The organism is Curvibacter sp. GW821-FHT01G03, from assembly GCF_059422285.1.
In genome coordinates this window covers 212,951-236,067 of the sequence record NZ_JBWKWP010000009.1, presented here as the reverse complement: position 1 = coordinate 236,067, position 23,117 = coordinate 212,951, and the positions used below count along the sequence as shown (strand labels likewise).

The 23,117-nt window shown below is 59.0% G+C and carries 32 protein-coding genes; 5 read left to right on the top strand and 27 right to left on the bottom strand.

Annotated elements, in window-relative coordinates:
• Positions 1-11 precede the first annotated feature (11 nt).
• Complete coding sequence (locus tag AC07VS_RS15250) at positions 12-656, bottom strand: hypothetical protein (protein WP_494751374.1); 645 nt, start codon at positions 654-656, stop codon at positions 12-14.
• Between the two features lie 621 nt (positions 657-1,277).
• Here AC07VS_RS15250 and AC07VS_RS15245 point away from each other — a divergent pair.
• Complete coding sequence (locus AC07VS_RS15245) at positions 1,278-1,505, top strand: helix-turn-helix transcriptional regulator (RefSeq protein ID WP_494751373.1); 228 nt, start codon at positions 1,278-1,280, stop codon at positions 1,503-1,505.
• 108 nt (positions 1,506-1,613) lie between these two features.
• On the opposite strand, the gene AC07VS_RS15240 is transcribed toward AC07VS_RS15245, so the two are convergent.
• Genes AC07VS_RS15240 through AC07VS_RS15230 form a run of 3 tightly spaced genes read right to left on the bottom strand, consistent with a single transcriptional unit; the run spans position 1,614 to position 2,388 of the window.
• Positions 1,614-1,856, bottom strand: coding sequence for a hypothetical protein (locus tag AC07VS_RS15240; RefSeq protein ID WP_494751372.1), 243 nt, complete (start codon positions 1,854-1,856; stop codon positions 1,614-1,616).
• The gene (locus AC07VS_RS15235) at positions 1,853-2,185 is read right to left on the bottom strand and encodes a hypothetical protein (protein ID WP_494751371.1); all 333 of its coding nucleotides are present in this window, start codon (positions 2,183-2,185) and stop codon (positions 1,853-1,855) included. Before AC07VS_RS15235 ends, AC07VS_RS15240 begins: the two co-directional genes overlap by 4 nt.
• A complete protein-coding gene (locus tag AC07VS_RS15230) occupies positions 2,182-2,388 on the bottom strand; it encodes a hypothetical protein (RefSeq protein WP_494751370.1) in 207 nt (68 codons plus the stop codon). Before AC07VS_RS15230 ends, AC07VS_RS15235 begins: the two co-directional genes overlap by 4 nt.
• A gap of 499 nt (positions 2,389-2,887) precedes the next feature.
• Here AC07VS_RS15230 and AC07VS_RS15225 point away from each other — a divergent pair, with 499 nt between their 5' ends.
• Together AC07VS_RS15225 and AC07VS_RS15220 are read left to right on the top strand one after the other, a co-directional pair.
• Entirely contained in the window at positions 2,888-3,496 is a 609-nt protein-coding gene (locus AC07VS_RS15225; protein ID WP_494751369.1) for a hypothetical protein, read from the top strand.
• Positions 3,497-3,609: 113 nt separating this feature from the next.
• A complete protein-coding gene (locus AC07VS_RS15220; protein ID WP_494751368.1) occupies positions 3,610-3,972 on the top strand; it encodes a hypothetical protein in 363 nt (120 codons plus the stop codon).
• Positions 3,973-4,060: 88 nt separating this feature from the next.
• Here AC07VS_RS15220 and AC07VS_RS15215 read toward each other — a convergent pair whose 3' ends face one another.
• The 23 genes from AC07VS_RS15215 to AC07VS_RS15105 form a co-directional block, all read right to left on the bottom strand.
• Positions 4,061-4,306, bottom strand: coding sequence for a hypothetical protein (locus tag AC07VS_RS15215; RefSeq protein WP_494751367.1), 246 nt, complete (start codon positions 4,304-4,306; stop codon positions 4,061-4,063).
• Positions 4,290-4,712, bottom strand: a complete 423-nt coding sequence (locus tag AC07VS_RS15210; protein WP_494751395.1) for a DUF5681 domain-containing protein — start codon at positions 4,710-4,712, stop codon at positions 4,290-4,292. The genes AC07VS_RS15215 and AC07VS_RS15210 overlap by 17 nt, the downstream gene beginning before the upstream one ends.
• Positions 4,713-4,744: 32 nt before the next feature.
• On the bottom strand, positions 4,745-6,922 hold the full coding sequence (locus AC07VS_RS15205) for a hypothetical protein (RefSeq protein WP_494751366.1): 2,178 nt from the start codon (positions 6,920-6,922) through the stop codon (positions 4,745-4,747).
• 2 nt (positions 6,923-6,924) lie between these two features.
• Complete coding sequence (locus AC07VS_RS15200; RefSeq protein ID WP_494751365.1) at positions 6,925-8,301, bottom strand: hypothetical protein; 1,377 nt, start codon at positions 8,299-8,301, stop codon at positions 6,925-6,927.
• 15 nt (positions 8,302-8,316) lie between these two features.
• A complete protein-coding gene (locus AC07VS_RS15195) occupies positions 8,317-8,721 on the bottom strand; it encodes a hypothetical protein (protein ID WP_494751364.1) in 405 nt (134 codons plus the stop codon).
• Positions 8,721-9,464 (bottom strand): hypothetical protein, encoded by a 744-nt coding sequence (locus tag AC07VS_RS15190; RefSeq protein ID WP_494751363.1) that lies wholly within the window; start codon positions 9,462-9,464, stop codon positions 8,721-8,723. The genes AC07VS_RS15195 and AC07VS_RS15190 overlap by 1 nt, the downstream gene beginning before the upstream one ends.
• A 1-nt stretch (position 9,465) precedes the next feature.
• Positions 9,466-9,900: a hypothetical protein gene (locus AC07VS_RS15185; protein ID WP_494751362.1), complete on the bottom strand. Its 435-nt coding sequence runs from the start codon at positions 9,898-9,900 to the stop codon at positions 9,466-9,468.
• A complete protein-coding gene (locus AC07VS_RS15180; protein ID WP_494751361.1) occupies positions 9,900-10,337 on the bottom strand; it encodes a hypothetical protein in 438 nt (145 codons plus the stop codon). Before AC07VS_RS15180 ends, AC07VS_RS15185 begins: the two co-directional genes overlap by 1 nt.
• A complete protein-coding gene (locus AC07VS_RS15175) occupies positions 10,337-10,576 on the bottom strand; it encodes a helix-turn-helix transcriptional regulator (RefSeq protein WP_494751360.1) in 240 nt (79 codons plus the stop codon). The genes AC07VS_RS15180 and AC07VS_RS15175 overlap by 1 nt, the downstream gene beginning before the upstream one ends.
• Positions 10,551-10,988, bottom strand: a complete 438-nt coding sequence (locus tag AC07VS_RS15170; protein WP_494751359.1) for a hypothetical protein — start codon at positions 10,986-10,988, stop codon at positions 10,551-10,553. Before AC07VS_RS15170 ends, AC07VS_RS15175 begins: the two co-directional genes overlap by 26 nt.
• Entirely contained in the window at positions 10,985-11,938 is a 954-nt protein-coding gene (locus AC07VS_RS15165; protein ID WP_494751358.1) for an AAA family ATPase, read from the bottom strand. Before AC07VS_RS15165 ends, AC07VS_RS15170 begins: the two co-directional genes overlap by 4 nt.
• Positions 11,929-12,414, bottom strand: coding sequence for a hypothetical protein (locus AC07VS_RS15160; protein ID WP_494751357.1), 486 nt, complete (start codon positions 12,412-12,414; stop codon positions 11,929-11,931). The genes AC07VS_RS15165 and AC07VS_RS15160 overlap by 10 nt, the downstream gene beginning before the upstream one ends.
• Entirely contained in the window at positions 12,411-13,058 is a 648-nt protein-coding gene (locus tag AC07VS_RS15155) for a hypothetical protein (RefSeq protein WP_494751356.1), read from the bottom strand. Before AC07VS_RS15155 ends, AC07VS_RS15160 begins: the two co-directional genes overlap by 4 nt.
• Positions 13,055-13,255, bottom strand: a complete 201-nt coding sequence (locus tag AC07VS_RS15150) for a hypothetical protein (RefSeq protein ID WP_494751355.1) — start codon at positions 13,253-13,255, stop codon at positions 13,055-13,057. Before AC07VS_RS15150 ends, AC07VS_RS15155 begins: the two co-directional genes overlap by 4 nt.
• On the bottom strand, positions 13,252-13,872 hold the full coding sequence (locus AC07VS_RS15145) for a Rha family transcriptional regulator (protein ID WP_494751354.1): 621 nt from the start codon (positions 13,870-13,872) through the stop codon (positions 13,252-13,254). Before AC07VS_RS15145 ends, AC07VS_RS15150 begins: the two co-directional genes overlap by 4 nt.
• Positions 13,872-14,078 carry a helix-turn-helix transcriptional regulator gene (locus tag AC07VS_RS15140; RefSeq protein WP_494751353.1) on the bottom strand — a complete coding sequence of 69 codons (207 nt, stop codon included), beginning with the start codon at positions 14,076-14,078 and terminating at the stop codon, positions 13,872-13,874. The genes AC07VS_RS15145 and AC07VS_RS15140 overlap by 1 nt, the downstream gene beginning before the upstream one ends.
• 121 nt (positions 14,079-14,199) lie before the next feature.
• Positions 14,200-14,919 (bottom strand): hypothetical protein, encoded by a 720-nt coding sequence (locus AC07VS_RS15135; RefSeq protein WP_494751352.1) that lies wholly within the window; start codon positions 14,917-14,919, stop codon positions 14,200-14,202.
• Positions 14,920-15,082: 163 nt separating this feature from the next.
• Positions 15,083-16,288: an AAA family ATPase gene (locus tag AC07VS_RS15130; RefSeq protein ID WP_494751394.1), complete on the bottom strand. Its 1,206-nt coding sequence runs from the start codon at positions 16,286-16,288 to the stop codon at positions 15,083-15,085.
• Between the two features lie 20 nt (positions 16,289-16,308).
• Positions 16,309-16,770, bottom strand: a complete 462-nt coding sequence (locus tag AC07VS_RS15125) for a CHC2 zinc finger domain-containing protein (protein ID WP_494751351.1) — start codon at positions 16,768-16,770, stop codon at positions 16,309-16,311.
• Positions 16,771-16,861: 91 nt separating this feature from the next.
• Positions 16,862-17,047, bottom strand: coding sequence for a helix-turn-helix transcriptional regulator (locus AC07VS_RS15120; RefSeq protein WP_494751350.1), 186 nt, complete (start codon positions 17,045-17,047; stop codon positions 16,862-16,864).
• 360 nt (positions 17,048-17,407) lie between these two features.
• Complete coding sequence (locus AC07VS_RS15115; RefSeq protein WP_494751349.1) at positions 17,408-18,679, bottom strand: tyrosine-type recombinase/integrase; 1,272 nt, start codon at positions 18,677-18,679, stop codon at positions 17,408-17,410.
• A 191-nt stretch (positions 18,680-18,870) separates the two neighbouring features.
• Complete coding sequence (gene ychF, locus AC07VS_RS15110) at positions 18,871-19,965, bottom strand: redox-regulated ATPase YchF (RefSeq protein ID WP_492347905.1); 1,095 nt, start codon at positions 19,963-19,965, stop codon at positions 18,871-18,873.
• Positions 19,966-20,109: 144 nt separating this feature from the next.
• Positions 20,110-20,985 (bottom strand): MOSC domain-containing protein, encoded by an 876-nt coding sequence (locus tag AC07VS_RS15105; RefSeq protein WP_494751348.1) that lies wholly within the window; start codon positions 20,983-20,985, stop codon positions 20,110-20,112.
• 115 nt (positions 20,986-21,100) lie between these two features.
• Here AC07VS_RS15105 and AC07VS_RS15100 point away from each other — a divergent pair, with 115 nt between their 5' ends.
• Both AC07VS_RS15100 and AC07VS_RS15095 read left to right on the top strand, forming a co-directional pair.
• Entirely contained in the window at positions 21,101-22,246 is a 1,146-nt protein-coding gene (locus AC07VS_RS15100; protein ID WP_492347903.1) for an FAD-dependent monooxygenase, read from the top strand.
• A gap of 47 nt (positions 22,247-22,293) precedes the next feature.
• Positions 22,294-23,022, top strand: a complete 729-nt coding sequence (locus AC07VS_RS15095; RefSeq protein WP_492347902.1) for a DsbC family protein — start codon at positions 22,294-22,296, stop codon at positions 23,020-23,022.
• The last annotated feature ends 95 nt before the right edge of the window (positions 23,023-23,117 follow it).

Sequence of the window (23,117 nt, the reverse complement as noted above, 5' to 3'; positions counted from 1 at the left end):
CATCAGATTCCTCAATTGCAATTAGTTTGAATTGTGTTTCCGAGCTGTTGCGAGGTGCAATTGACTGGGGCCCTGGGCACCGGCTGGGCGGCCTGCAACATCAGCAAGGCACGATCGGTCTCCGCCTGAGCGTTGCGTCTCCGCTCCTCCTCCAGGCGTTGGGCGACGATGTTCTGCTGGGCGTCTTGCCGCTGATTCACCTCAGCCGTGGCCCGGGCTTCCTGACTCAGCCTGGTCCGCTCGGCAATGAACTGTCCGTAATTGAAGTCGCCCCCATAGAGCTTGGCGATGGCGAGCAGCAGGCCAGCGTTCGATTTAGCCACCGCGTTTTGTGCCCACTGTGGAGCCGCAGCCATGAACTTCTCTCCTGATTGGGCACACAGTTGCCGGGCAAAGCCCCATTGGCGCAGCGCCTCCTTCTCCTCCGGGGTCGGTAGGTCTTTGCTGGCCATCATCTCAACGGTGGCGCGGTCATAGCGCGAGAGTGAGCCAAGGCGGGGTAGCAGCACGGCAAATCTCGGGTTGGTGTCGAAGGTCCCGTAACAGGCAGCTGATGGATTAACCGAACGCGGTTGGGGCGCAGAGGTCGTCCCCTGCATGGTCTGGCAGCCGGTGACGAGCGACAGCGACAGCGAAAGTAGAACCAGATGTTTCATTGCCCTCCCTAAGTGACATGTTGTCTTTATGGGTTGGAATTTATCACCTGCTGTGCGAACAAACATGTCGAATACGCAGCTCCGGGCTGAACCGAGGCGTCAGGGCCACCCAAGCAATGGAGGCACAGCGATGCCCTGGATGCCCAAGGCACAGGCCATGAGGCGGCGCAGCAAGGCGTGCGCGTCCCCGAACAGGCGCGGCTGGCCTACACCTCCAGAACCTCACACCCCTAGGAGCCAAACAACGCCCATTCAGGACAGCAGTGCCGACCATCCCGGAGGAGTTGCCTGAGCGATCTCTGTTCGGAGTTCGTTGCGCAGTGCCCGAACCGGACCAGGCAGACTAGAACGAACAATGCCAATCCAGGCCCGTATTCATGCAGACCTCCAAAAGAGCGACCTACTACTTGGCGATGGACGAGCGCATCAACCCACACCCATTGGTTAATGGGTAGACGTTCACTGCGCCAATGCTCACGATAGCAGCATGCCTACCGTTCGGCCACATCACCAAATCTCAAGTTGCACGCGCAGTACGTTGGGCGCGTTCAGTGACGTCCGAAGGACGGATGTCACCTATTCAACGGTGCGCCCCAGATGGGGCATTCTTTGGAGAAAGACATGAACGAGGTAGAACTTCTGAATCGAATCGACACCCTGGCCAAAGCCTTCAATCAGCTTTCCACTCTGATGGGTGCACGACTCACAAGGGATCAGTTGGCAGAACGCATGGGGGTGTCACGGCAAACCATCTGGAATCGACTCAAGGACGATGTTCACTTCCCTCGCCCTGGGAAGGATGGGAAATTCCTCTTGAGTGATGTTGTGGCCTGGGAGCTGGATCGGTGATCAGCTCTGCCGGGTAACGCTCGGGACGATCAGTCGGGGCACTACCCACAAAAAATGCAATGAGCCCCTCCTGCGTATGCCTGAGGGGTCGTTCGGCGTAGCGAGGAATCAGACGTTACCGAGGGTTGACCGCATCTGATTGGTGGTGATCATTTCATCCCCAAGTGCCGACATGATCACGCCGTTCAAGTCACCGATGCGCTTGCACATGCTCACCAGCAATAGAGGCATGGCTGACGGGTCGTAATCTTTCGCAAGAGCCTCCAGTGCATTCACGATAGCTTCGGTTTGGTAGACCGCATCAAGTGCGATGCCGACCCGCTCGGGGCCAGGTTGTACGTCGGTGGTCATTGCGCTCTGCTCCGGCTGGCGGCCTTGGCTGCTTGGGCTCTCACACCTGCTGTGGCGTCATCAACCAAGTTGAAAAGCTCCTCAGCTTCGTGCGCCAATGACTGAAGAAGCGAGCCCGACACGTCTTCGAATCCACTCCAGCATTTCCACGCCGTAACCCCGCCAGCAAGAGTTCCCTCCAATTCCGGAACAAGACGGGTCAAGTCATTGATTCCCTCAAGAGTGCGCCGGGCCTCGGCCGCGAATGCGAGCAACTTCAATTGTTGGCTCATGGTCATCAGGCGGCCTGCCGTGTTGTCCAGATTCTCAGCAGTGGTTTGCATGCTCATGCCTTAGCCCCTTGAGTGAGTTGGTTCAGGGTACGCACCAGATCAAGTGCGTAGGAGGCATGACCAGACGCACGGTCATAGCTGGTTTCCTGATTTCGCAACTCATACAAGCAGCGGGACAGAGCGTTGACCGCCTGGAGGTGCAATTGCACCGGGTCGATGATGCCCTTTTGGGGCGAGCAGATAAAATTGGCAGCAGCCATAGTCACTCCTGTTCAGTGATGCTTGGTCAGGTGGCATTGATGGGTCCAATCATCTTTGCCGCCGTCTGAATTCCCCTCTATTCCGCCTTCGGGGTTGGCGATGGATCAACCGGTTCCGGTGCCTGATCAATCTGACCCCGGACCCAAGGCGCGCCGCCCAATCGGGCAAGCTTTTCCTTTTGATCTGCGGTCATCTTGAGTGACACCGGCACCATGGGCGAACCGTCCACAAGTGGCTTTCGCCCCTGTCCTCTGCCGGCACCGCCGCGTGATGTTTGTTTGTTGTCCATGTTTGATATGGTAATTCCAAATCAATAAATTGCAAGGCCCTTTTTAAACTTGGGTCTTCGCTGCTCAGAGGCCGGACTCTGTCGATGTCGCGATTTGTTCTGTAGCATCAGAGAGGCACTACGAGAGGGCACTCATGCCCCGCGTGCATGTTGATGTTTGGTTGTGAAGGGGAGGATGTATGAAGTGGATCCCGCTCGCTGGACTGCTCATGGCCACAATTGCCCAGGCGCAGAGCACCGCGGACCTGGCCAACAAGTTTGTCGGTACGCTGTATGCCAACTTCCAAAAGTCGAGTGTCGCGGGTGACTTGAAAGGCTGTGGCTTCGACTTTTCTGTCATTGGTCGAGACAACACGACGAGCAAAGCTGGGTTTTACCGTGCAACGGGCGCTTTGATGCTCAGGAAAGAGACTGACACGCTAAGGTTTGTCTTGAAAGTTGGCGTTCAACATCTCGATCTTGCAACCTTGGACGCTGGGCCCACTTGGGCGCCAACGAGCGCGTACATTGCTGCTAGGAATGGCGACCTCGCAAAACCTTTATTGCGAATTGCATCAGACACGCCAGGCTATGCCATGTTTGTGTACCCAATCAGTCAAGAAGTCTTGGCTGCATGGAAGGGCCTCCTTGAAATAGGAATGCTCGAAGTCGGTTTCAATCGAGCATCTAAATCCCAAGACTTAATTGCCGAAATCGATGCAAAAGTTTCAGAAACAAAGGTTGTTGGTGATGATGTAGTGAGGGTTAGGTCTGACGAAACAGTTTTATCGATAGGCGCTTGCGCCTTGAAACTAATGAGGTCAGTAGAATTAAAATAGTGCGGAGAAATATTTATACCCAAAAATCACTCGGGCTTTAATGATTTTAAGGTGAGCTACATGCTCGATATATGCTGCCGGATGGTACACTTTTTCTTAACTTGGAGGGATATATGAAAATTATAATCGCGGGAGTGCTTGCTTTGGCGTGTGCTCAATCAATGGCCGGTTACAACACGCAAAAGGCTTTGGTGGAAATTAATGATCCGAAGGCGAAGCATAATCCACTTAAATCTGTCCTGGCCTCCACCTGGAAGGCTGCTGAGGTCAAATCGAAAGTCCGACTAAAACCAAACCAAAACGCAGAGATAGTGTGTGAAGGGCCGTTTCCAGCTGGTTTTATAACTTTTGACTTGATTCGACTTGACGGGACCCTCAATCGAGCTTTTGAAATAAATGAATGGACAACGGTAATGGACCTCTGCAATCAGCATGAGGATCACATGCGACGGGTCAATCCCAAGACGTTCAAGTAGAGGAAAACGACCGAAGGCCGATGCATCTAAGGGAAAGCCTAGCCTCATTTGAAGCACTAGGCACGTTCGGAAGTGCCGGACGGCTTCATTAGCTCGCCATCAACACCTTCACGCAGTTCGGTGCTTGGGTTGTTTCGGAGATGGCCCGGGACTTGAATGCCTCTTCGGACTCATCGGGCAGGCGATCCCATGAACGATCGCCCTGCCATATCCTCGTGATCTCGGAATTCTCATCAGCATCCATTGCGACCAGGTGAACAAACATCGGTTCGCTGTCGTTGACCCCGCCTGCTCGAAACTCCAGGGCCTCAATCCGTTTAAGCAGTGCGTTCATGGTGCTTCTCCAATGCGGCGATCCGGGCCGCGAGTTCGTCAATTTCTGCGATCTTGCTGAGGCTTCCCAGTGCCGTCATGAGCTGGGCTCCCTGTCCAGGCGAGAGGACACCAGAGGCCACAGAAGCCAATAACGCCCGTCCCTGGTCCGTGAGGCTTCCTTCTGGCAGATCGAGACTCACAGGCTGTTCTACGGGCTTCACAGCGGGCAATGCGCGCTCAAGGATCAGGCGGGCGGCAACCGGGTCACCGGCCTTTGCCTGCTCGACCAGCTTTTTCATGATGTCGGGGACGTGCTCCGCCAGGGCTGCACGCCATTCACCGATCTTTCCAGCCCCCTTAGGACGTCCTGCGGGGTTACCGGACTGCCCAGGGACCCATTGCTGAGGCTTTCTTTTCCCAGTCATCGTTTCTGCTTTCTTCCTGCTCAATCAGTGCCTTAGCGGTGCTCAGAGAGCAACCCAACCTCGTACATCGACGGCCCGAGCAGCCCACTTGTTGCCGGGACCATCTGGTTTGTTTTGACCAGACCGGGCGTCAGGTTCATCGCCCGGCTGCTCCGCATGGCGATGTCGATGTTTCGAAGCGCAGGGCTCAACATGGGGCCGGCAATCGGCATCTTGTCCAGCAGATCCAACCCGCGCCCCAGGAGCAACGCACCGGAGTTGCTGTTGTTCACCGCTGATCCTGCCGGCTGGTTCTGGGCCAGGGCAGAGACACGGCCGGTCATCTTCAGCCGGCCCAGTTCCTCAGGGGTGAAGAACAAGGACAGCTTGCGATCCCCGATCTTCTGCATCGAGCGGTTGAATGCCGAAGCGCTGAAGTTCCCAACCTCATCGGCTTTTCCACTCAAGGCGTCTGCCTTCAGGTGCGCCAGGATTGCCTCTCGGATCTGGGCTTTGGGGGCGTTGTCGGCAATGGCTTTGGCATCAGCCAAGCTCCCGTTGACCACGAACCTCTGCACGAACTTGTCAGGCTGACCACCACCCAGAGCGGCCTCAATGGGCTTCGCACTTTCCTGCCAGGAGAAGCGCTTTGCGGCCTCGCTGCGTGCTTGGTTCAGTGCGTCCATGAACTGGCCGGCCGAACCGTCGGCAGCCTTCAGCGCATCCGCAGTGGCTTGGTTGACCACCTGGCTACCGCCCATTTCTGACTTGAGCGGCTTGATGCCCACCTCGCCAATTGCATCTCGGGCCAGCTTCAGTGCTGCTTTGACGTTGCCGTCCGAGGTCCCTCGTTGGGCCGTCGCGATGTCGGTTAGCAAGTTGTCCAGAGTGTTGGCCGTGAATGGCACATGGAAGGTCTGACCGTTCCGCGTAATCTGCCCTTGGCTGATGGTGTCCAGCATGTTGCTGATGCCCTCGGGCAGGAAGTGCAGCTTGTTTTCCCGGCTCAGGCGGTCATAAACGGCATTCACAACCTCTGCGCGGTTCAGGGGCACGTCACCCCCAGGCATTGCCCTGGCCTGGTTGTAGAGGCCCGATACGGCTTGTTTCCAGGCTTGGTCGCGCCCCTGGATCGCACCGATGACCTGTTCTCCAGCCCGGAAGGGATCACCCCGATCTGCTCCTGCCTGGTTCAGGCCCTGGATCAGAGCACGGTTGTTGGTGTTCTCCAACTGAGCAAGGCTGTGCAAGCTGCCATCCATGGAGTTCGCCCCCATCTTGGCCAGGTTGCGCTCTCGGGTGATCTGCACGGGATCTTGGGTGATCATGCCCCGGGTCGGAGTGACACCGACCATCTTGAACTCAGCCAGGCGGCGTACAGCGTCCCCGGAAAGGTCCTGTCCTGTCTTCAAGGCCGATCCAAGTTCTTGACGCAGCCCCTGACGGACTCGCTCCGGCACCTGGTCATATTCCATACCGGCCCGGCCCAGTGCAGCGCTGATTCGCGCATCCATTTCTTGGGTACTCATGCCGGCGTTGAGAACACCGCGCCCCATCTGGGCGGCTTTCCCGGCCAAGCTGGGCACCGCACCACCGGCCAACGCCCCGAGCGCTGCTGCGCCTGCCTGTCCCCATTCAGAGCCACCAGCCTCTCGCGAGGCACCGGACGCCAGCCCAGCCCCAGCCGATGCGGTCAGCAAGGGCGCCGTTACAGCCCCAGCCTCTTGCAGTGCAGGCTCAGCCGCAACCAATCGAGCCCGGAGCATGGCGGGTGCCGCATTCGGCAAGCTCTGCGCGACACTCCCGGCCAATCGACCGGCACCGCTGACCAAACCGCTGCCAGCCACGGAGCCAGCCATCAGGCGGGCGGCGTCTCCAACAACCCTTTCATTCGCCCCTTCCGGTTTTGGCAGCCCAATGGCATCAGCCAGGCGGGTTGCCTCTTGCCCCAGCGGACGGCCGGACTGTCCACCGAAGAAGCGGGCAATCGGGTCGGTGACGTGCTGCCGGATGGGCTCGGTGATCACTTGGAGTGCTTCGGCGGGGCCTTCCAGCGCATATCGGGCAGTGAGTCCAAGTTGGCGAGGAAGGGCCCCCATCGAGTTGTTCAATGAACGTCCTGCCGTGACTGCAGCGGGCTCGTCATCGACGGGGACAAGGCGTGCGCCACTTGAAACCCTTATGGTGTCCTTAGTGTTGGCGTCGTCAGAAACTTCAACGAGTCGAGCCATGCTTATTCCTCCACCCGGTAGCGCTTGCCGCCTCGGGTTACGTAGTAATTTCCGTCCTCGCCTCGGATGGCGATGACCTTTGTTCCATCTTCCAGAGCCACGGACTTGGAGCCGGGGCCCTGCTGGCCACTCTTGGGCCTGAGCTGGCGGGATGGGAGCGGATCAATCGAGGTGTCTTGTGCGACGTTGCGCAGGGCTGGATCGGTCTTCCACCGGCCGAGAACCGCCGAGCCCTTTTGGTGCGTGATGACTGCCGCACGCTCCGAGAGGTCGGCCACACGCAGGATGTTCTGCGGGGTGTTCTCAATCGTGCCGCTTCGGGCAGCTTCCAGAAAATCGCGGTCCTTGTCGGTGAACCCATTCCCTGCGCCCAGGCCAGAGGCCTTCACGCCTGCAAGGGTCGTATTTGCCAGCCCTGAAATCAGCGCCTGGGTGTTTGCTGCTCGCCCTTCGCCGGTCAAGCCTGCCGTGGCCATGGCCTGCTCAATCGCGAGCCGGGCCTTTGCGCCTGTGCCAGTGATAGCCCCGTTTTGCAGAGCATCCCGGATCATCTGGGCATTCCGAACCACATCAGGAGCCTGACGGGCCTGGGAAACCAGATCCAAGCCATCCTTTGCCAGACCAGCACCAATGTCCTTGTTGTATTGGTTCTCGGGGCCTGCGATGCTCACCGAGGTGTTTGGCGCACCTGCCCGTGCCTTTCCCATGGCGAACTGTTGATAGGCCATATTCGGGACCGGCTGCCCATTGCTGCCGCGCATGAACGGTTGGTTCACATCGTTGATCGTTCGGTTCACGTTTCCGGCGTCTCGCAGATCTACCAGAGTCCCGTCAACGTTGCTCAGTTGGGTAACCGGTTGCAGATCGCTGAAGTTGTTGGTCTGATGAAAGCGCTGCAGGCTGCCGGGGGTGAACTTTTCAGGATCAACCTTGCTGATGGGGTTGTCCTTCTGGATGGCCGCTAAGTAGGGTGCAGCCAGGCTCGGGTTAATGCCTGCGGCGGCATTCGCAAAGCCTCGCATGTCGAATGATGCAGGGGCCCCAGGTCGGCCGGCGCTGGGCAGGATGCCCGTTTGCAAGTCCTGAGGCAACAGCGAATCACCCATCAGCGGAGCCAGTGCAGGCTTGGCGGGGTTGTAGAACTGCTTCGCCAATCCGTTGATTTGGTCCTGATCCGACCAAGCTTGTTCTTGGCGTGCGCGCTGTGTCTTCTTCCATGCGGCTTCGTCGGCGGAGTCCTGCATGTCCTTGCCCATCTGCATACCTTGGAATAGCCGTTGGCCGACGCTGGTCGGTTGACGCGTGGGGCCAGCTGCAGCAAGAAGACCCAGGCCAAGACGGCCATCAGGGGTGTCGAGAAAATCGAGAAGTCCGGGCATGTGGTTCCTTGGTGTTCAGAGTTCTTTTTGAAGGATTGCGCCGATGACGGTGAAGTCAGCGACAGGCGGATTTGCCAGGTTGAAGGTCCAGTGAATCAGGCAATTGCATTGGTGATCCCTTGCCCATTCTTCGATTGCCAGCAGCAGGCTTGGGTCTATGGGGCCACTGGAGGCGATCAACTCAGCGAATCGACCTCGGTGGGAATCAACCTTCAATTCCGTCATGGCCCAGTTGTCGCCGTGACGCCAAAGGAAAGGGTTCTCCTTTTTGCAGTCATTCACCCAGCTGGCTGGTGGCGGGCCACCTCGCTTGATCAAATCGTTCTCCAGGGCATGGATTGCTTCAGCCTGGATGGCTTCAACTTCATGGGGCTGGAGGAGCCGTGGGATAAGACCTGTCAGAGCTTGGCTTTCGTTCATCACATACCCCCGCCGCCAGTGTTGTCCACCCATTGGTTGGTCGTAGAAGTCGAGTCGTCTGCTTTGGGTTTCTTTGAGTTAGCTACGGCTTGGGCGTCCTTGTTGAGCTTGTTGACATCGGGCATCAGGTCAGACCAGTTCAGCAGCCCATACAACCCCTGGCCCTGAGTCACATCCATTTGCGGCTGGGTGAATTGCTGCTGAATCGCAGGGCCAAGCAAACCGCCTTGATTGCCGCCCATGCTCATCGTCGAGTTGTTGCCCATGGCTTGGCCGTAGCTTGGGCCATTACCCCATTGAGGACCACCAGCAGGCAGACCAGCCATGTAACCACCCATAGCGCCCTGCATGCCACCACCTTGCATACCGCCGCCCTGCATGCCGCCAGATTGGAACTGAGTACCAATTGAGGGCTGCTGGTAGTTGGATTGACCGATGGTGCGCGAGTAGTTCGACCCCATCAGTCGATTGGCCACAGCCTGCAATGCCGGTGCGGTCGAGCTATTCCAGTTGTCCAGGTTACCGGCCAAGTTCTGATACCCCTGCTGTTGCATGGAGTTCAGGGGATGGGACTGGTACCAGTTCTGGAGATTCTGGCCAGTGGTGATGTTGTTTTGCAGCCAGGGCTGAACAGGTGCCCAAGGTGCCTGGGAGTTCGTTTGTGTACCACCAGAACTGGCGCCACCAAGAAGCGCACCGCCCAATGTGGCCGTTGCCGCTCCCGCTACTGCTGTCCATGCCATATCAAGTTCCGATCTTCAGTTGTTCTTCAAGAAACAATTTGTAGGCGTCCCCGGTTTGGGCGACGAATTGCATTTCGATGGCATCAACGTCTGTTTCATCGGTGCCGTGGATGGTTGTCCAGATGGTGTCCTCGTGGGCATAAGCCACACGGCGAGTACCGGGCGGCGAAACGACCGTGAAAGGAGCCTTGATGCGCTGCACCGTTCCGTCCTCCATGAGCACCGACAGTTCGCCTTGGCTCATGATGTTGAGGTTGGTGTACTTGTGGATCTTTCCGGTCAGGACGGTCCCTTTCGGGATGAAGATCTCGCGGGCGTATACGTCTTTTGAGAAGTGATGCGTTACCGGAATCTCGACTGCAGGCAGTTCATGGATCGAGGTTTCCAGCGCATCTACCTTCCTGAAAACCTCATCCCGGACAGAGAGGTCATTCATCACAAGGCCTTCCTGGTGACGGTGGCCACAGGAGAGAAGCCTGAAGCCTCGCCTTCAGCCATATCGACGCCCGCCGAGATGATCGAAAGGCAGCCGAGGTCCTTGCCCAGCTCCTCCATGGCGATTCGCAAGGGGCCAGTGATCGCAGCTGATGCCATCTCGATCTGCAGGAAGCGGCCCAGGTTCGGATCGTCGCGGACCAGGGTCACAGCCCAGACATCGCCAGACCGCCAGAGTTGGAACCGATCAGCCGAGCATTCAAACAGCGCAAAGGTCGCGCTGACACCTGGTCGGCTTGTAGGAGCCTTTGCCAGAGCCGCAACAGCCTCATCTGAAACCTTGGGGATTTCGTGGGGGCGGTAGAGCTTGGGTGCGTCTTTCGCGGCGACCTCAGCCAGGAAGCCGATCGATGCCAGGGGCTTGGTTTGCTCGGTCATCAATGAGCCCCCGCTTGGCTCAGCTTCGCGGGACTGCGTGCGGCCATCACAAGCTGATTGATCCAATGATCGATTTCATGGGCAAGGAAGCCCATTGCTCGCGGCCCCATCGGAATCGGCTTGGGAAAGTCGCCGTCCTTGATACGGCTTCTGATCTCCGACTTGGACAAGCCAACCTTGGCGGGCAGCTTGGCCATTCGGATGATTTGCAACTCAGAGCATGCGGCGCGGTTGGACATGAAGTGTTCCTTTCTGTCCTTCAATATCGTTGCCAACGCATCCCGGTAAAAGCTCATTTTTAGGGACAGATTCAAGGCACCGACGAGCAATGCCGAGCTCATTTCTCATGGTCTTGATGCGGGCTTGCGCCTCGTTTGACCAAGCCCGGCTGACCCTCAAGCCGTTAGCCTCGTACTGGCTAGCCACGTACTGGGTGATCAACTCGCGGTCTGACTTCTGGGCCCTGCCAAACTCACGGAGAAACCACGCCTGCATTGCCTCGTACTCCTGCCAAATAGCTTCGTAGTGCGATTTCGTGCGGGTCTTTGGTCGACCCTTGCGGCGAGCAGGCGAGGCTTCATGCTCCTCAGGGGACTTGATCAGGAGGCCATTGATCAAGCCGGCGATTCCAAGGGGGCGATCTGCTTTCATTCCGAAACTCCTTGCTGCTCACGAAGGAACTTGAACGGCGTCACAGGAGAAGTCCTGTCGTCGCAGAAACGCAGGCTGGCCGGATCAAGCCAGAGCTTGAGCGATCCTTCCCAGGCACCATTACGCTGTTTGTCACAGCGAACGACAGCACAAGGCTCGGCCAGGGCGTCCATGTCGCCCGGATGCGTCTCCAGCTTGGCGAACTTCGCTTTGTTCATCCAGACGCTCAGGATGTTGGCGGCCTGATCGCTGATCGCGCCCGAGCCCCGGATGTCGTAGCGACCCGGAGGCTTGTCCTCACCTGAGTTGCCGCCCGGCTTCTTGCAGTGGGCAATGACGTGGACATGCAGGCCCGTCTCTTGAGCGAGGCGGCACAGGTCAGTGCTGAACTGCTTTTGTTCGTCCAGGTTCTCCTCGGAGGCGCAGACCATCATCCAAGAGTCCAGGAAGACGTGAGCACCCTTGAGGTCGTCGGCGAAGTAGCGGCACAGAGCCAGGGCACGATCAGGCGCGATGCGGCCCACATGGTCGAACAGCCAAAGGCGTCCGTTCGTCCAGTCGTGGAAGCGATCGATCAACCCGAGGGCTGGCTGAGCCATGCCGCAGGCTTGGCGAGTCATCCGAGACATGGTGCGCCAAGGGAGCATTTCCAGGCTCACGATCAGCACCCGCTGCCCCTGGGCGGCAAGGTCGATAGCCACCTGACTGGTGAACATACTTTTACGATGACCGTTGTAGCCGGTCCAGACCGTGACCTCACCCGGTCGGAAGTGGATCAAGCCCTTGGCCTTTCGGACTGACAGGAGGCCAGGCGCGGTGTCGGCGGGCTTGTTGGGGTCAAGGTCTGCCTTCACCAACTCGGCGAAATCCGCAGCACTGCGCACAGACGCCTGAAAGCCAGGCTCAGCCATGTAGCTGGTCAGGTCGATGGTGTCGGGGATCAGCTCCATACGGCCTCCACTTCAAACGCGGCTTCGATTGCGGCCTCTTCGGCCTTGCGCTTTGCTTCCGCAGCGGCCTGAGCTTTGATTTCGGCAAGCTCACTGTGCAGGGTGTGGGTGCCCAACCAGTCATCCACAAAGGCCTGGGGCCAGCGGGTGCTAACGATCCGGCCAGGACTTGCCCAGTTGATCAACCAGCCAGCACGGCGCTCAACGTCGATGACGTCCAGTTGACTGGGGTATTCCTTCTCGATTTCCGCCAACAAACCGCCGAGCTCGCAGCCCGGCTTGACCAGCAACACCGCGCCAAGACCTTTCAACCAATCCCAGCGGTAGCGCTTGCCTGCCTCAACAAAGACCTGCGGGTTTTTCCAAGGCATGCGGCCAATCATCGAGATCAGCACAGTAAAAGCCGGAGCCAGGCCGTTGGAGCGGGCTACAGCAATCGAACGGGCATCGCCCAAGGGGTAGATAGCCTGATTCATCGTGCACCCTCCCAAGCCTTGTTTTGCGTGGTTTGTTGTTTGGCAAATTGATTGGCTTGGCGGAGCCTGGCCCAGTCGTCCCGGATGGCGCTCATGAACGCGGCATCCCAATCGATGTACGTGTACCCATTGGCCTGGCACTTGTCCTTGAACGACTCCAGGTGTTGGTCCAGATCGCCAAAGCCTTTACCCGCTGCCCAGGTCTTCACCGGCTCACTGACCCCGAAGTTCTCAGGCATCAATGTTTTGCGTTTCTTGGGCTCGGGTTTGGTGGGTGCGAGACGAGCCGGAGGCGATGTTGATATCTGCTCTCCCTCTGTCTCTGTCTCTCTCTCTGGTGCATCACTTTGATATCCGCTTGATATCGCGCTGATGTCGTCATGCTCCAGCCAGTGAGACAGCTTGGAAATGATGGTTTTGACCTTCGATTCAGCCATGCGCAAGCGGAAGGCCAATTGCTTGTTTTCAGGCAGGCGACCATCGTTTTCACTGGCGATCAGCCAGAGCATCACCAGCACCTTTGCGGCCTCGGGGTCGAGCTCATGCCATTCCAGGTCATCCAGAATGTCGCGGTACAACTTGACCCATGGCGGCCGGCGGTCTTTGAAGTGCTGGAACTTGGTCCAGTTCTTGATGGCGGTCATTGGTCGCCTTTCGGGGCCAGGCCCTGCAGTGCCTTGCGGGCTGCAATCTCGGCGAACATGCGGACCTGAGCTTCACAAGCGGCAGGGCGGTCACCCTGCACCATGGCGATCTCGATTTCCACGCCCGCAGCTTGGGCCAGCAGTTCGTGGTGGCGGTCCTGCAGTGCCGTCAATTTGGATTGGTTCAAATCGCTCATGCCTGCACCTCCTCCAGCATGAGGAGATCCATTTGCATGGGCTGGTTCAAACGCTGGATCTCAGCCTCGATCAAGTGCTTTTCCCGGCGACGTTGGTGCATCAGGCCGGAGCCAAACGAGCCTTTGTCTTTGGACACCTCGCTGCGAATCGCCAACTGGTCGCGCTTTGCCTGTCGGCTTTCCAGCGCCTGATGCAGTCGAGCTGCCATAGCGTCAAAGGCACCGATGTATGCCTCCTTGACCTGTGCGGCTTTGTGGCCGGTGAAGCCCATCACGAGGAACATGAAGCCGTTTTTGCTCATGCGGATGAGGCGCTCCTGACGGGTAGCCCCCTTGGGTCCGGGGACGCTCTCCATCGTGGGCTCAAAATTGAGCCGACGAAACTCAGCACTGCAATCCAACGCATCGAAGGCACGCAATACGTTCTTGTGCTGCTTGCCGAAATGCTTCGCCACCCGGCGGGTGTCGGTCACCAGACGCTCGCCATCCAAGCTAACGAACTGGCGAAGGCCATCGAATGCCTGGGGCTTGTAGACGACGCCACGATCAGCGAGAATCTCTACACCCTGTCCAGGGATGCTCAATTCAGCTGCAAAGTTGGGTTGGGCATTTTTCATTACGCCATGCCTTTCGTAGCCTTGGTGGCAATGAATTGCATGACCTGATCCGCATCCCAAACGGTGGTACGTTCCCCCAACTTGAAGGGCTGAGGGAATGCGCCGGAGGCGACCCAACGCCAAATTGTTGCGGGGCTAACGGGAAGCAACCCGTGGCTCTTTCTGGTCGACGCCAGATCCTTGATGCGAAAGACCTTTTTTTCCATCAGTTCTCCACCGCATATCGTCGAACTGCCGGAGGACTGGATGCCACTCCAAAAGACAGCACGACTTGCTATGCGATGAGGAAATATGGAAAACTGATTTCACGCCCTCGCAAAAGCGTGATTACTTCCGTAGCCGGACCTTTTCCTGCGACACACGATTGTTGAAGGTGGACCATGCGATCGACTTCGGCACACCGGCTTTCTGATCAACCTCAATGTACTTCCCTAGCCTGGGCGATTCGCGGAACGTATGTTTCTTTGGAGGACGAGCCTTCAACACCTCCCAGATCTCTTTGGCGCTAGCATTTGGCTCCCTACGCAAGGCCTGTTGAATAGCCTTGGTTAGCGGGGCTACCACCCCGGTCTTTCGGTTCTGAGCAAACTTTTCTCCATGGCGTGCCATGTCAGCCAATGCCACCACGCGTGAGCGAATCTGGGATACCTCATGCGCGGACTCGCTCTCAACGAAGTGAAAGGCAGCTCGTAGATCAAAGTTTCCGAGAGGCTCCTCCCCCAGACAGACAATGCAGACATAAGCGAGTAGGGGGGGAACCCCATTGGAGATTCGATTGAGTGCAGCTACCAGTTCGAGATCACTTGCGAGCAGATGCCTTGCAAGAGCAAAGTCATCCATGGGCACAACCTCACCCATGCTCAGAAGCCCCATAGATTCAACCTTGGGGACGGCCTCAGGCCTCAACAGGCGAAATTGAGCGACAGCGCGTTGAACTGCCAGGCCTGTTCTAACAATGTCATCATCACTTTCTCGAGACTGAAGCAACGAGAAGGCCAGCGACGACACCGTTCGCCGCACGTCCACCTGGATTAACGAATCGAACACTGATTGGCCCCTGGAATTGAAATAAACGTGAATTGACCGTATTGAGTGGCAGGTCTTGAGTTGTTGGACGACTCAAGACCTTTGTCAAATTGGGCAACCCGTCCAACTTGTCCAATTTGTCCAACTTTTCCAAAGGCAAAAGCTTGGACAAATTGAAGCAAGTCTAGGCTGGGGTACCACCACATGTCGGATGGCTAGCAACCTGCCCAACGAATTGATCAGGTTGTCCATTCGGCAATCCTTGGACAAGTTGGCCACCTTGGACAGGTTGAGCCGGTCCTTCAGGCCTCGACCAGTACCAGATCCCGTTCAGCTTCCTCTTCTTGATTGACAGGACGTCTGACGCGCGACGAATTGTTCGCCACGCAATGCCGGCAGCTTTTGCCTCGGTCTGTATGTGCGTGGTAGGTGATGGACCCCTGTCGAGCAACTGAATCAAGAACTCCTCGGCTTCTGCGCGAGCGTAGCCCCCAGAATTGCTTTCCTCTTGATCAACTGCCTCGCTCAGCAAGTCACGCGCACAGCCTTCAACAGAAGCACCCCACTTGATGTGGCTGGCGTATACGCCTGGCGCTGGCTCACCATTGTGAACATGGTACTTAAAGCCGCCAGAATCCTTGCCGAGATTGGACTTGCACCGAGCCAGGATCCCCTGATCTGCGCCATCGTCACTTGTGACTTTCGCCGCGACGAGGACAATGCGAGCGACCGCAGCGAAAGCGACCGAGCCCACAAGTCTGCCCATTGGATCCCCACCCAGGTTACTTTTGTTGAAATGGCTGATTCCGAGGACGGCAGCATCCAACTGAGCGGCGAGATCCACCAATGGCTGCAACGCTCTCCGCACCTCCGTATTTTTGTGCGAATCACCACCCACAACGCTTACGACCGGGTCGACGATAAGCAGTCTTACCTCACCTATCTCTCGGGCCCTGGCCTCCAGTGCACTCATGTCTCGGGCGGGGTCGAAAGGTTGAACCTTGCCCGCAACCCTCATGCCGGAGACAAAATGGCACCGGCTTCGATCTACCCCACTGGCCAGCAAGCGAGGCACCAAGGTATCGGCTGGATCGTCCTCACCACTCCATATCAAAACATTACCCGCCGGGCACTGTGACCCATCTGGCCAGCATCCGCCGCTGGAAACAGTTGAAGCCATCTTCATGGAAATGGTTGTTTTACCCTGACCGGGAGCTCCGGCCATGATGTGAAGCTTTCCGCGTGCTAACCATCCATTCCAGAGCCAGCGTATTGGAACCGGTTGAATGTCCGCAGCGCAAACTAGGACAACTCCATCACGCTGATCTTCTGCGCTTTTAACGTCGTCCAAAATTTCAGGGAAAGTACGCCCGTCTAGTACTGACGCCATGCGGTTGTAGTCTGTCAAGTTCATTGAAAAGCCTCCGAAAGGCGGTTGATACGCATGGCGGCAAGAAGTAGTCGAGCGCGGTCCTGTGCCGTCAGCACCTTGCCGTGGGCGAGATTCGCGGCAGCGACAGCAGCCAAATTCGACTCGACCATGAGCACTTGAAGGGCTTGACGAGCAGTAAGTGGTGTTGGCCGCTGTGCAGCTGACTGCTTGCCATCGTCCAACCACGCACCAAGAACCTGTGCAGCCTGCATGAAGGTCTGCTCATGGCTCTGCATTTGATAGGCCAGCACATCGCCGCCCTTTGCTCCACAGGACATGCACACCCATCCGCCAGTCGTAACGTTGATTCGAAGGGAATCGCTTCCGCCATGAAACCTGCAGGATGTTGTTCGCCATTTGCCCTTACCCGTCAATTTCAGGCCCTGCGCCTCAAAAAACGAGGCTGGATCCGGCAGGTTTTCTTTGATGAATTGCCCCATCAGTGGCCCCCTTCCGACATTGGCCAAGGGTGTGTTCCGCACAGGCTAGCGCCCAGCTTTGAGCTGTTGAAAATCTTCATGGGTGGCCTGCCTACTTGGCCAACGAGTTGATCAACCGGTTGACATCCTCCGCCCGCCACATGACGGTGCGCTCCCCCACTCGTACGGGTTTAGGGTAGATGCCGCTTTTTATGCCGGCGTACCAGCGAGCTCGGCTAACAGGAAAGATCTGTAGGACCTGCGGGAGCCTCAGCAGGATTGTTTGAGTTGTGCTCATTCGTTAAATCAATGTTGAGTGACGGCACTTACACCCCTGCCCCCAGGCGTTCGCAACCCTACTGTCGTTTTGAACAGCATTGGTCTGTTTGAACGCGCTGAGTAGAATCAACGAAGTCTTCCCGACTGCCTTGTCTCTACTTTGGTGAGCAGGGCTTGAAGCCCCGCAGTTTCCAGCTGCGGGGCTTCTGCTTGATGGGTGCCTGAAAACCATCAAGGTGTCCAATGGTCTACCTTCTCTGCGCTGACTAGCCAGCGATCTACACCTCCGATTAAGTTTGTTGTCCTGGACTGCCCGGGACGTAGATGAATTTTCCGAGACTTCTCGCAGATCAGCGCACGGCTAAGTGACGGATTTCTGTCACTTAGCCGCACACTTCTCTGGTTTTTGGCGCGTCGCTGCTGCCTCCAGTTGTTCGAGCATGTCCGCCCACGCCTGCATCATGTGAACTCGGTCCGCCAGGTGCTGAGCATGGTTGTAGGTTCGACGCACAACATTCGGTTCAAGGTGGCCGAGTTGGCGCTCTACCCAGTCACCTGAATAACCCATTTCGTTGAGACGTGTGCTGCCCGTTGTGCGCGTGGCGTGCGGGCTGTATCGGCCAGCCCAACCCACCGTCTTCAAAGCTTGCCGAAAGGACGCAACCGCCATGGGTCGTGTTCGGTCGTCTCGGTTTGGGAAAAGATGAACATGGCGACCAGTCAATTGCTTCAACACCTTGAGGGCTTCGACCGCCTGGTGAGGGAGTGGCACAACGTGCTCGTCCCGCATCTTCATCCGTTCAGCAGGAATGCGCCAAACAGCTGCGTCAAGGTCAAATTCCGACCACTTGGCTTCGATGGTTTCACTTGGCCTGGTGAGGCTCCACCACATCAGCCGGAACGCGGTGATGGTCTCAACCTTTCCGCCGTGTCCCGACATATCGGCCAAGAGCTGACCGATTTCATCTTTTGTGAGCGCTTTCTTGTGCTGGGTTTTGTTCGCAGGAATGGCCTTCCGGACCGGGTAAACCGGATCGAAATCAGCTCGGAGCGTCGATGTAGCCAGATCAAACACGCCGGAAATCGAACGCTTGGCCTCAGCAGCAACAGTTAGCCCGTTGTTCTCAGCAGCCCCCTTCAGAACATCCAGAACATGAGCAGCGGTTACAGAGCGAATGGGAAGGCGCCCGATCTTTGGAAACACGACGCGCTCGAACATATCTAGACGACGGCCCTTGGTCTGGGATTCCCAATCTTTTGAAGCAACCCACTCCCGAGCCACCACTTCAAAAGTGACAGCAGACTCAGACGCCTGTCGCAAACGAGATGCTTGACGATGATGCGCGGGGTTTATGCCCTGAACGACCAGGGCCCTGGCCTTGGCTCGCTCCTCACGGGCCTCGGCCAGTGTGAAAACCCGCCCGGCTTTGCGCAATTGCGCCGCTTCGGGGGTTTCACCTGAGGGGGCAGAGCCGTAATCACCAACGGCGTAGGTGCTCTCCTTGACCTGATCGCCCTCACGCAGTTCAAACCGGTAGCGCCAAGCCTTCTTGCCATTCGGCTTCACCTCGAGGTACAGCCCATTCCCATCCGTCATCTTGTACGGCTTGGCTCTGGGCTTAGCAGTTCGGCATTGGGTGTCGTTGAGCATGGTGTTCCCGGGCAAGCATCCGTACCCGGCAGCACGGACCTCCTGTGAATTTCATACCCGGCAGCATACCCGGTTTTAGATGAGATGCCAATGGACATCATGAGACGCCAAAAAACAGAAAACCCCGCATCGGCGGGGCTTTCCTGGGGGTGAGACTGTCTAGGAACGTCTCACGAGATCTCAACTCACGCTCAGACGTTGAACAGGAAGTTCATCACGTCGCCATCCTTGACCACGTATTCCTTGCCTTCGGCGCGCATCTTGCCGGCATCCTTGGCGCCCTGCTCGCCCTTGAAGGCGATGAAGTCTTCGAAGGCAATGGTCTGGGCCCGGATGAAGCCACGCTCGAAGTCACCGTGGATCACACCGGCGGCCTGGGGCGCCGTGTCACCCACATGGATGGTCCAGGCGCGCACTTCCTTGACGCCCGCGGTGAAGTAGGTCTGCAGGCCCAGCAGCTTGAAGCCGGCGCGGATCAGGCGGTTCAGGCCCGGTTCGTCCTGGCCCAGCTCGGCCAGGAACATGGCACGGTCTTCGTCGCTCATGTCGGCCATGTCGGCTTCCATCTTGGCGCAGATGGCCACCACGGGGGCGTTCTGGCCGGCGGCGTATTCCTTCAGGCGGTCCAGCAGGGGGTTGTTGTCAAAGCCGTCTTCGCTGACGTTGCCGACGAACATGGCCGGCTTGGCGGTGATCAGGCACAGCGGCTTGATCACCAGCAGGTCTTCTTTGCTCAGGTCCAGGGTGCGCACCGGCTTGCCCTCGTCGAGGGTGGCCTGCACGCGGGTCAACACCTGCACCAGCTTGGCGGCTTCCTTGTCGTTGCCCGACTTGGCGGCCTTGATCGAGCGCTGCAAGGTCTTTTCAACCGTGCCCAGGTCGGCCAGGCACAGCTCGGTCTGGATGACTTCGATGTCAGCGATCGGGTCGACGCGGCCGGCCACGTGGATCACGTTGTCGTCTTCAAAGCAGCGCACCACGTTGACGATGGCGTCGGTTTCGCGGATGTGGGCCAGAAACTGGTTGCCCAGGCCTTCACCCTGGCTGGCACCAGCCACCAGGCCCGCGATGTCGACAAACTCGACGATGGCCGGGACGATGCGCTCGGGGCTGATGATCTCGGCCAATTGGTCAAGACGCGGATCCGGCACCTCGACCGTGCCCACATTGGGCTCGATGGTGCAGAAGGGGTAGTTCTCGGCCGCGATGCCGGCCTTGGTCAGGGCGTTGAAAAGAGTGGACTTGCCGACGTTGGGCAGGCCCACGATGCCGCATTTGAGGCTCATGGAGGTTGCTTTCTTGGTGATGGTTCCCGGGCTCCGTGGCGCAAGCGACTGGGCCACGCGCCAAACCTGCAAGCGGCGCCCTGATGGACAGACCTCTTGCCTCGCCTGGGGAAATTGGCGCTGATTGTACTGATCAGCGCCGCATCAATCGAAGCGGTACCGCCCCTGCACCACCTGCCCCACGCGCAAGAGGCGCTCGGCGCCCTCGATCACAATGGCGTTCATGCCGAAGGTGATGCCGCCGCCCACCCGGTCATCCCGGCGGAAGGTGCGCAAAGTGTCGCCCACTTCGGGGCTGCTGGTGGCGGTGGCGGGATCGATGTCGGGGATGGGGCAGCGGGTGCAGGGCTTGACCGGGCGCAGCACCACGGGCCCCTCGTCGGCCCGGATCACGAGGTCTTCCAGGCGATCTTCGTCGAACGATTCCACCCCCGCCAGCACCACGTTGGCCCGAAAACGCTCCACGCCGACCGGCGCATGTCCGGCCTGCCCCAGGCGCTGGTTGAGGTCGTCCACCGACGCTTCGCTGCAGACCAGGACCGGAAAGCCATCACTGAACTGGTTGGGGGCCTCCAGGCCGCCAGTCCACTGCAGACTGGACAGCCGGCGCTGCTCGGGGTCGAAACGCACCAGCCGCAGGGGACGCCCCAGAAAATCGCTGAACCACTGGGCGGCCAGGTCACCCATGTCGTAGGCCTTGACCCGGTCTTTCCAGACCTGAGCGGTGCAGGGCGCCTCGACACCCTCAATGGCCAGGTGCAAGGCCAGCATGCCCGGGGCGCGCAGCACCATCTCGAAGGTTTTGAGCTGGGGCCGGATCAGGGCCATGCGCGGCAGCTCGCGCTGGCTCACGAACAGGCCGTCCGGGTCGACCACCATCCAGGCCCGGTCCAGATCCAGGCCGGTTTCGGTCAGCACGGCTTCCTGCACTTCGACGGCCGCACAGGATTTGATGGGGTGAACAAACAGGCGCGCCACCGTGCCCTGAACGTCGAAATCAGCCTCTGCGTCCCATGTCATGTCCTGCTCACTCCTGCTTTACATCCATTCATGTCGGCCAAACACCCCTGCAAGGGCGAATGCCGCTTGCGCAAGGTCAGGTCGCGATTGTGCCTGCCTCCTACAATCACGGCCCATGACGCAAGCCTTTGATGTGTGTATCCGTGGTGCCGGCGTGGTCGGCCAGACCCTGGCCCTGCTGCTGGCCCGAGAACGCCTGCGGGTGGCCCTGGTGAGCCCGCCCCGCCCGACCCAGCCCGCCCCCCCGGCCCAGGATGTGCGCGCCTACGCGTTGAATAACGCGTCGCAGCAGTTGCTGGATTCGCTGCGTTGCTGGCCCGAGGGCGAGGCCGTCACCGCCGTCACCGGCATGCAGGTGCTGGGCGACCAGGGCGGCGAGGTGGTGTTCTCGGCCCGCGAGCAGAACACCCCGGCACTGACCTGGATCGTCGACGTGCCTGCCCTGGAGGCCCGGCTGACCGAGGCCGTGCGCTACCAACCCCAGATCGAACGCGTTGACAGCCCGCGCGATGCCGCCCTGACGGTGGTCTGCGAGGGGCGCGCCAGCCGCACCCGCGAAGAGTTTGGCGTGCAATACGAGACCACGCCCTACCCGCACACCGCCATTGCGGCCCGACTGGAGGCCGCGGAGCCCCATGGGCAACTGGCTCGCCAGTGGTTTTTACCGGCTCAGGTGATGGCTTTTTTGCCTTTGGGCGGCGATCAAGGGAACTCCATCGCTCTGGTTTGGTCAGTGCCTCATGCCGAGGTTGCCGAACTGATGTCCCTGCCCCCCCAAGACTTTGCCGATCGCGTGGCCGCTCAGGCCGGCTGGCCTGCGGGCTCGCTGAGCCTCAGCAGCGAGCGGGCCAGTTGGTCGCTGCAGCAGTCGCGTGCCGACCGCTGGGTGGGGCCCCTGCCCGGCCAGCCCGCTCAGGGCCCGGTGCGCAGCTTTGCCTTGGCAGGCGACGCCGCCCATGCCGTGCACCCGCTGGCCGGCCAGGGCCTGAACCTGGGCCTGGGCGACGTTGAAGCCCTGGCCCGCGTGCTGCGCGAACGTGACTACTGGCGCAGCGTGGGCGACCCCAAGCTGTTGCGCCGCTACGAACGCGAACGCAAGGCTGGGATTTGGGCCCTGGGCTTGGCCAGCGACGGGCTGCAGCGCCTGTTTGACCATACGCTGCCCAGCGTACAGAACGCCCGCAACTGGGGCATGAACCAATTCAACCGCAGCGGCCCCCTCAAGAACTGGGTGACCCGCCTGGCCATGGGCCTGGCCTGATCCAGGCCTGACCACGGTCTTTTACTCCTTTTGCCCCACACCACACCATGAAAACAGCCCTCATCCCCCGCCTGCTGCTGGCAGCCCTGCCCCTGCTCAGCCTGGGCGCCTTGGCCCAGGAGGCGGTGATCAAGAAAGCCCTGGCGGCCCGCCTTCCCCAACTGCAGAACATTGATGAGGTGCGCAAGACCCCCATGAACGGCCTCTACGAGGTGCGCGTGGGCAATGATCTGTTCTACACCGACGCCAAGGGCAACTACCTGATCCAGGGCGAGCTGATCGACACCGCCCAGCAACGAAACCTGACGGAAGAGCGCGTGGCCAAGATCACCGCGGTCGACTTCAGCACCCTCCCCATGGGCGACGCATTCACGATCGTGCGCGGCAATGGCCAGCGCAAGATCGCGGTGTTTGAAGACCCCAACTGCGGCTACTGCAAACGCTTCGAAAAAGACCTGTCCAAGGTGGACAACGTGACGGTCTACATGTTCCTGTACCCCATCCTGGGCCCCGACTCGGCCGACAAGGCGCGCAACCACTGGTGCGCCAAGGACAAGAGCGGCGCCTGGCTTGACTGGATGGTGCGCGAGAAGGCCGCCCCCAATGGCAGCTGCGACGTGGCCGCCATTGCGCGCAACGTGGAATTCGGGCGCAAGTACAAGATCACCGGCACGCCCACCATCATCTTCTCGGATGGCAGCCGGGTGCCCGGCGCGCTGAACACGCAGCAGATCGAGCAGCGCATTGCCCAGGCGGCCAGCCCCAGCAAGGAGTGACCGGGCCACGGACCGGTACCGCCTGAGTGCGTCGTTCACGCCACACTCGCCCCACAGGATTGCCCTGGCCTGCGGCTGGGGCACGCAAACCCGGC

What these genes read in the sequence shown, in the direction of transcription:
- AC07VS_RS15250 (WP_494751374.1), bottom strand. Translation starts at nt 656, where the DNA reads ATGAAACATCTGGTTCTACTTTCGCTGTCGCTGTCGCTCGTCACCGGC.
- AC07VS_RS15245 (WP_494751373.1), top strand. Translation starts at nt 1,278, where the DNA reads ATGAACGAGGTAGAACTTCTGAATCGAATCGACACCCTGGCCAAAGCC.
- AC07VS_RS15240 (WP_494751372.1), bottom strand. Translation starts at nt 1,856, where the DNA reads ATGACCACCGACGTACAACCTGGCCCCGAGCGGGTCGGCATCGCACTT.
- AC07VS_RS15235 (WP_494751371.1), bottom strand. Translation starts at nt 2,185, where the DNA reads ATGAGCATGCAAACCACTGCTGAGAATCTGGACAACACGGCAGGCCGC.
- AC07VS_RS15230 (WP_494751370.1), bottom strand. Translation starts at nt 2,388, where the DNA reads ATGGCTGCTGCCAATTTTATCTGCTCGCCCCAAAAGGGCATCATCGAC.
- AC07VS_RS15225 (WP_494751369.1), top strand. Translation starts at nt 2,888, where the DNA reads ATGGCCACAATTGCCCAGGCGCAGAGCACCGCGGACCTGGCCAACAAG.
- AC07VS_RS15220 (WP_494751368.1), top strand. Translation starts at nt 3,610, where the DNA reads ATGAAAATTATAATCGCGGGAGTGCTTGCTTTGGCGTGTGCTCAATCA.
- AC07VS_RS15215 (WP_494751367.1), bottom strand. Translation starts at nt 4,306, where the DNA reads ATGAACGCACTGCTTAAACGGATTGAGGCCCTGGAGTTTCGAGCAGGC.
- AC07VS_RS15210 (WP_494751395.1), bottom strand. Translation starts at nt 4,712, where the DNA reads ATGACTGGGAAAAGAAAGCCTCAGCAATGGGTCCCTGGGCAGTCCGGT.
- AC07VS_RS15205 (WP_494751366.1), bottom strand. Translation starts at nt 6,922, where the DNA reads ATGGCTCGACTCGTTGAAGTTTCTGACGACGCCAACACTAAGGACACC.
- AC07VS_RS15200 (WP_494751365.1), bottom strand. Translation starts at nt 8,301, where the DNA reads ATGCCCGGACTTCTCGATTTTCTCGACACCCCTGATGGCCGTCTTGGC.
- AC07VS_RS15195 (WP_494751364.1), bottom strand. Translation starts at nt 8,721, where the DNA reads ATGAACGAAAGCCAAGCTCTGACAGGTCTTATCCCACGGCTCCTCCAG.
- AC07VS_RS15190 (WP_494751363.1), bottom strand. Translation starts at nt 9,464, where the DNA reads ATGGCATGGACAGCAGTAGCGGGAGCGGCAACGGCCACATTGGGCGGT.
- AC07VS_RS15185 (WP_494751362.1), bottom strand. Translation starts at nt 9,900, where the DNA reads ATGAATGACCTCTCTGTCCGGGATGAGGTTTTCAGGAAGGTAGATGCG.
- AC07VS_RS15180 (WP_494751361.1), bottom strand. Translation starts at nt 10,337, where the DNA reads ATGACCGAGCAAACCAAGCCCCTGGCATCGATCGGCTTCCTGGCTGAG.
- AC07VS_RS15175 (WP_494751360.1), bottom strand. Translation starts at nt 10,576, where the DNA reads ATGTCCAACCGCGCCGCATGCTCTGAGTTGCAAATCATCCGAATGGCC.
- AC07VS_RS15170 (WP_494751359.1), bottom strand. Translation starts at nt 10,988, where the DNA reads ATGAAAGCAGATCGCCCCCTTGGAATCGCCGGCTTGATCAATGGCCTC.
- AC07VS_RS15165 (WP_494751358.1), bottom strand. Translation starts at nt 11,938, where the DNA reads ATGGAGCTGATCCCCGACACCATCGACCTGACCAGCTACATGGCTGAG.
- AC07VS_RS15160 (WP_494751357.1), bottom strand. Translation starts at nt 12,414, where the DNA reads ATGAATCAGGCTATCTACCCCTTGGGCGATGCCCGTTCGATTGCTGTA.
- AC07VS_RS15155 (WP_494751356.1), bottom strand. Translation starts at nt 13,058, where the DNA reads ATGACCGCCATCAAGAACTGGACCAAGTTCCAGCACTTCAAAGACCGC.
- AC07VS_RS15150 (WP_494751355.1), bottom strand. Translation starts at nt 13,255, where the DNA reads ATGAGCGATTTGAACCAATCCAAATTGACGGCACTGCAGGACCGCCAC.
- AC07VS_RS15145 (WP_494751354.1), bottom strand. Translation starts at nt 13,872, where the DNA reads ATGAAAAATGCCCAACCCAACTTTGCAGCTGAATTGAGCATCCCTGGA.
- AC07VS_RS15140 (WP_494751353.1), bottom strand. Translation starts at nt 14,078, where the DNA reads ATGGAAAAAAAGGTCTTTCGCATCAAGGATCTGGCGTCGACCAGAAAG.
- AC07VS_RS15130 (WP_494751394.1), bottom strand. Translation starts at nt 16,288, where the DNA reads ATGGCGTCAGTACTAGACGGGCGTACTTTCCCTGAAATTTTGGACGAC.
- AC07VS_RS15125 (WP_494751351.1), bottom strand. Translation starts at nt 16,770, where the DNA reads ATGGGGCAATTCATCAAAGAAAACCTGCCGGATCCAGCCTCGTTTTTT.
- AC07VS_RS15120 (WP_494751350.1), bottom strand. Translation starts at nt 17,047, where the DNA reads ATGAGCACAACTCAAACAATCCTGCTGAGGCTCCCGCAGGTCCTACAG.
- AC07VS_RS15115 (WP_494751349.1), bottom strand. Translation starts at nt 18,679, where the DNA reads ATGCTCAACGACACCCAATGCCGAACTGCTAAGCCCAGAGCCAAGCCG.
- ychF (WP_492347905.1), bottom strand. Translation starts at nt 19,965, where the DNA reads ATGAGCCTCAAATGCGGCATCGTGGGCCTGCCCAACGTCGGCAAGTCC.
- AC07VS_RS15105 (WP_494751348.1), bottom strand. Translation starts at nt 20,985, where the DNA reads ATGACATGGGACGCAGAGGCTGATTTCGACGTTCAGGGCACGGTGGCG.
- AC07VS_RS15100 (WP_492347903.1), top strand. Translation starts at nt 21,101, where the DNA reads ATGACGCAAGCCTTTGATGTGTGTATCCGTGGTGCCGGCGTGGTCGGC.
- AC07VS_RS15095 (WP_492347902.1), top strand. Translation starts at nt 22,294, where the DNA reads ATGAAAACAGCCCTCATCCCCCGCCTGCTGCTGGCAGCCCTGCCCCTG.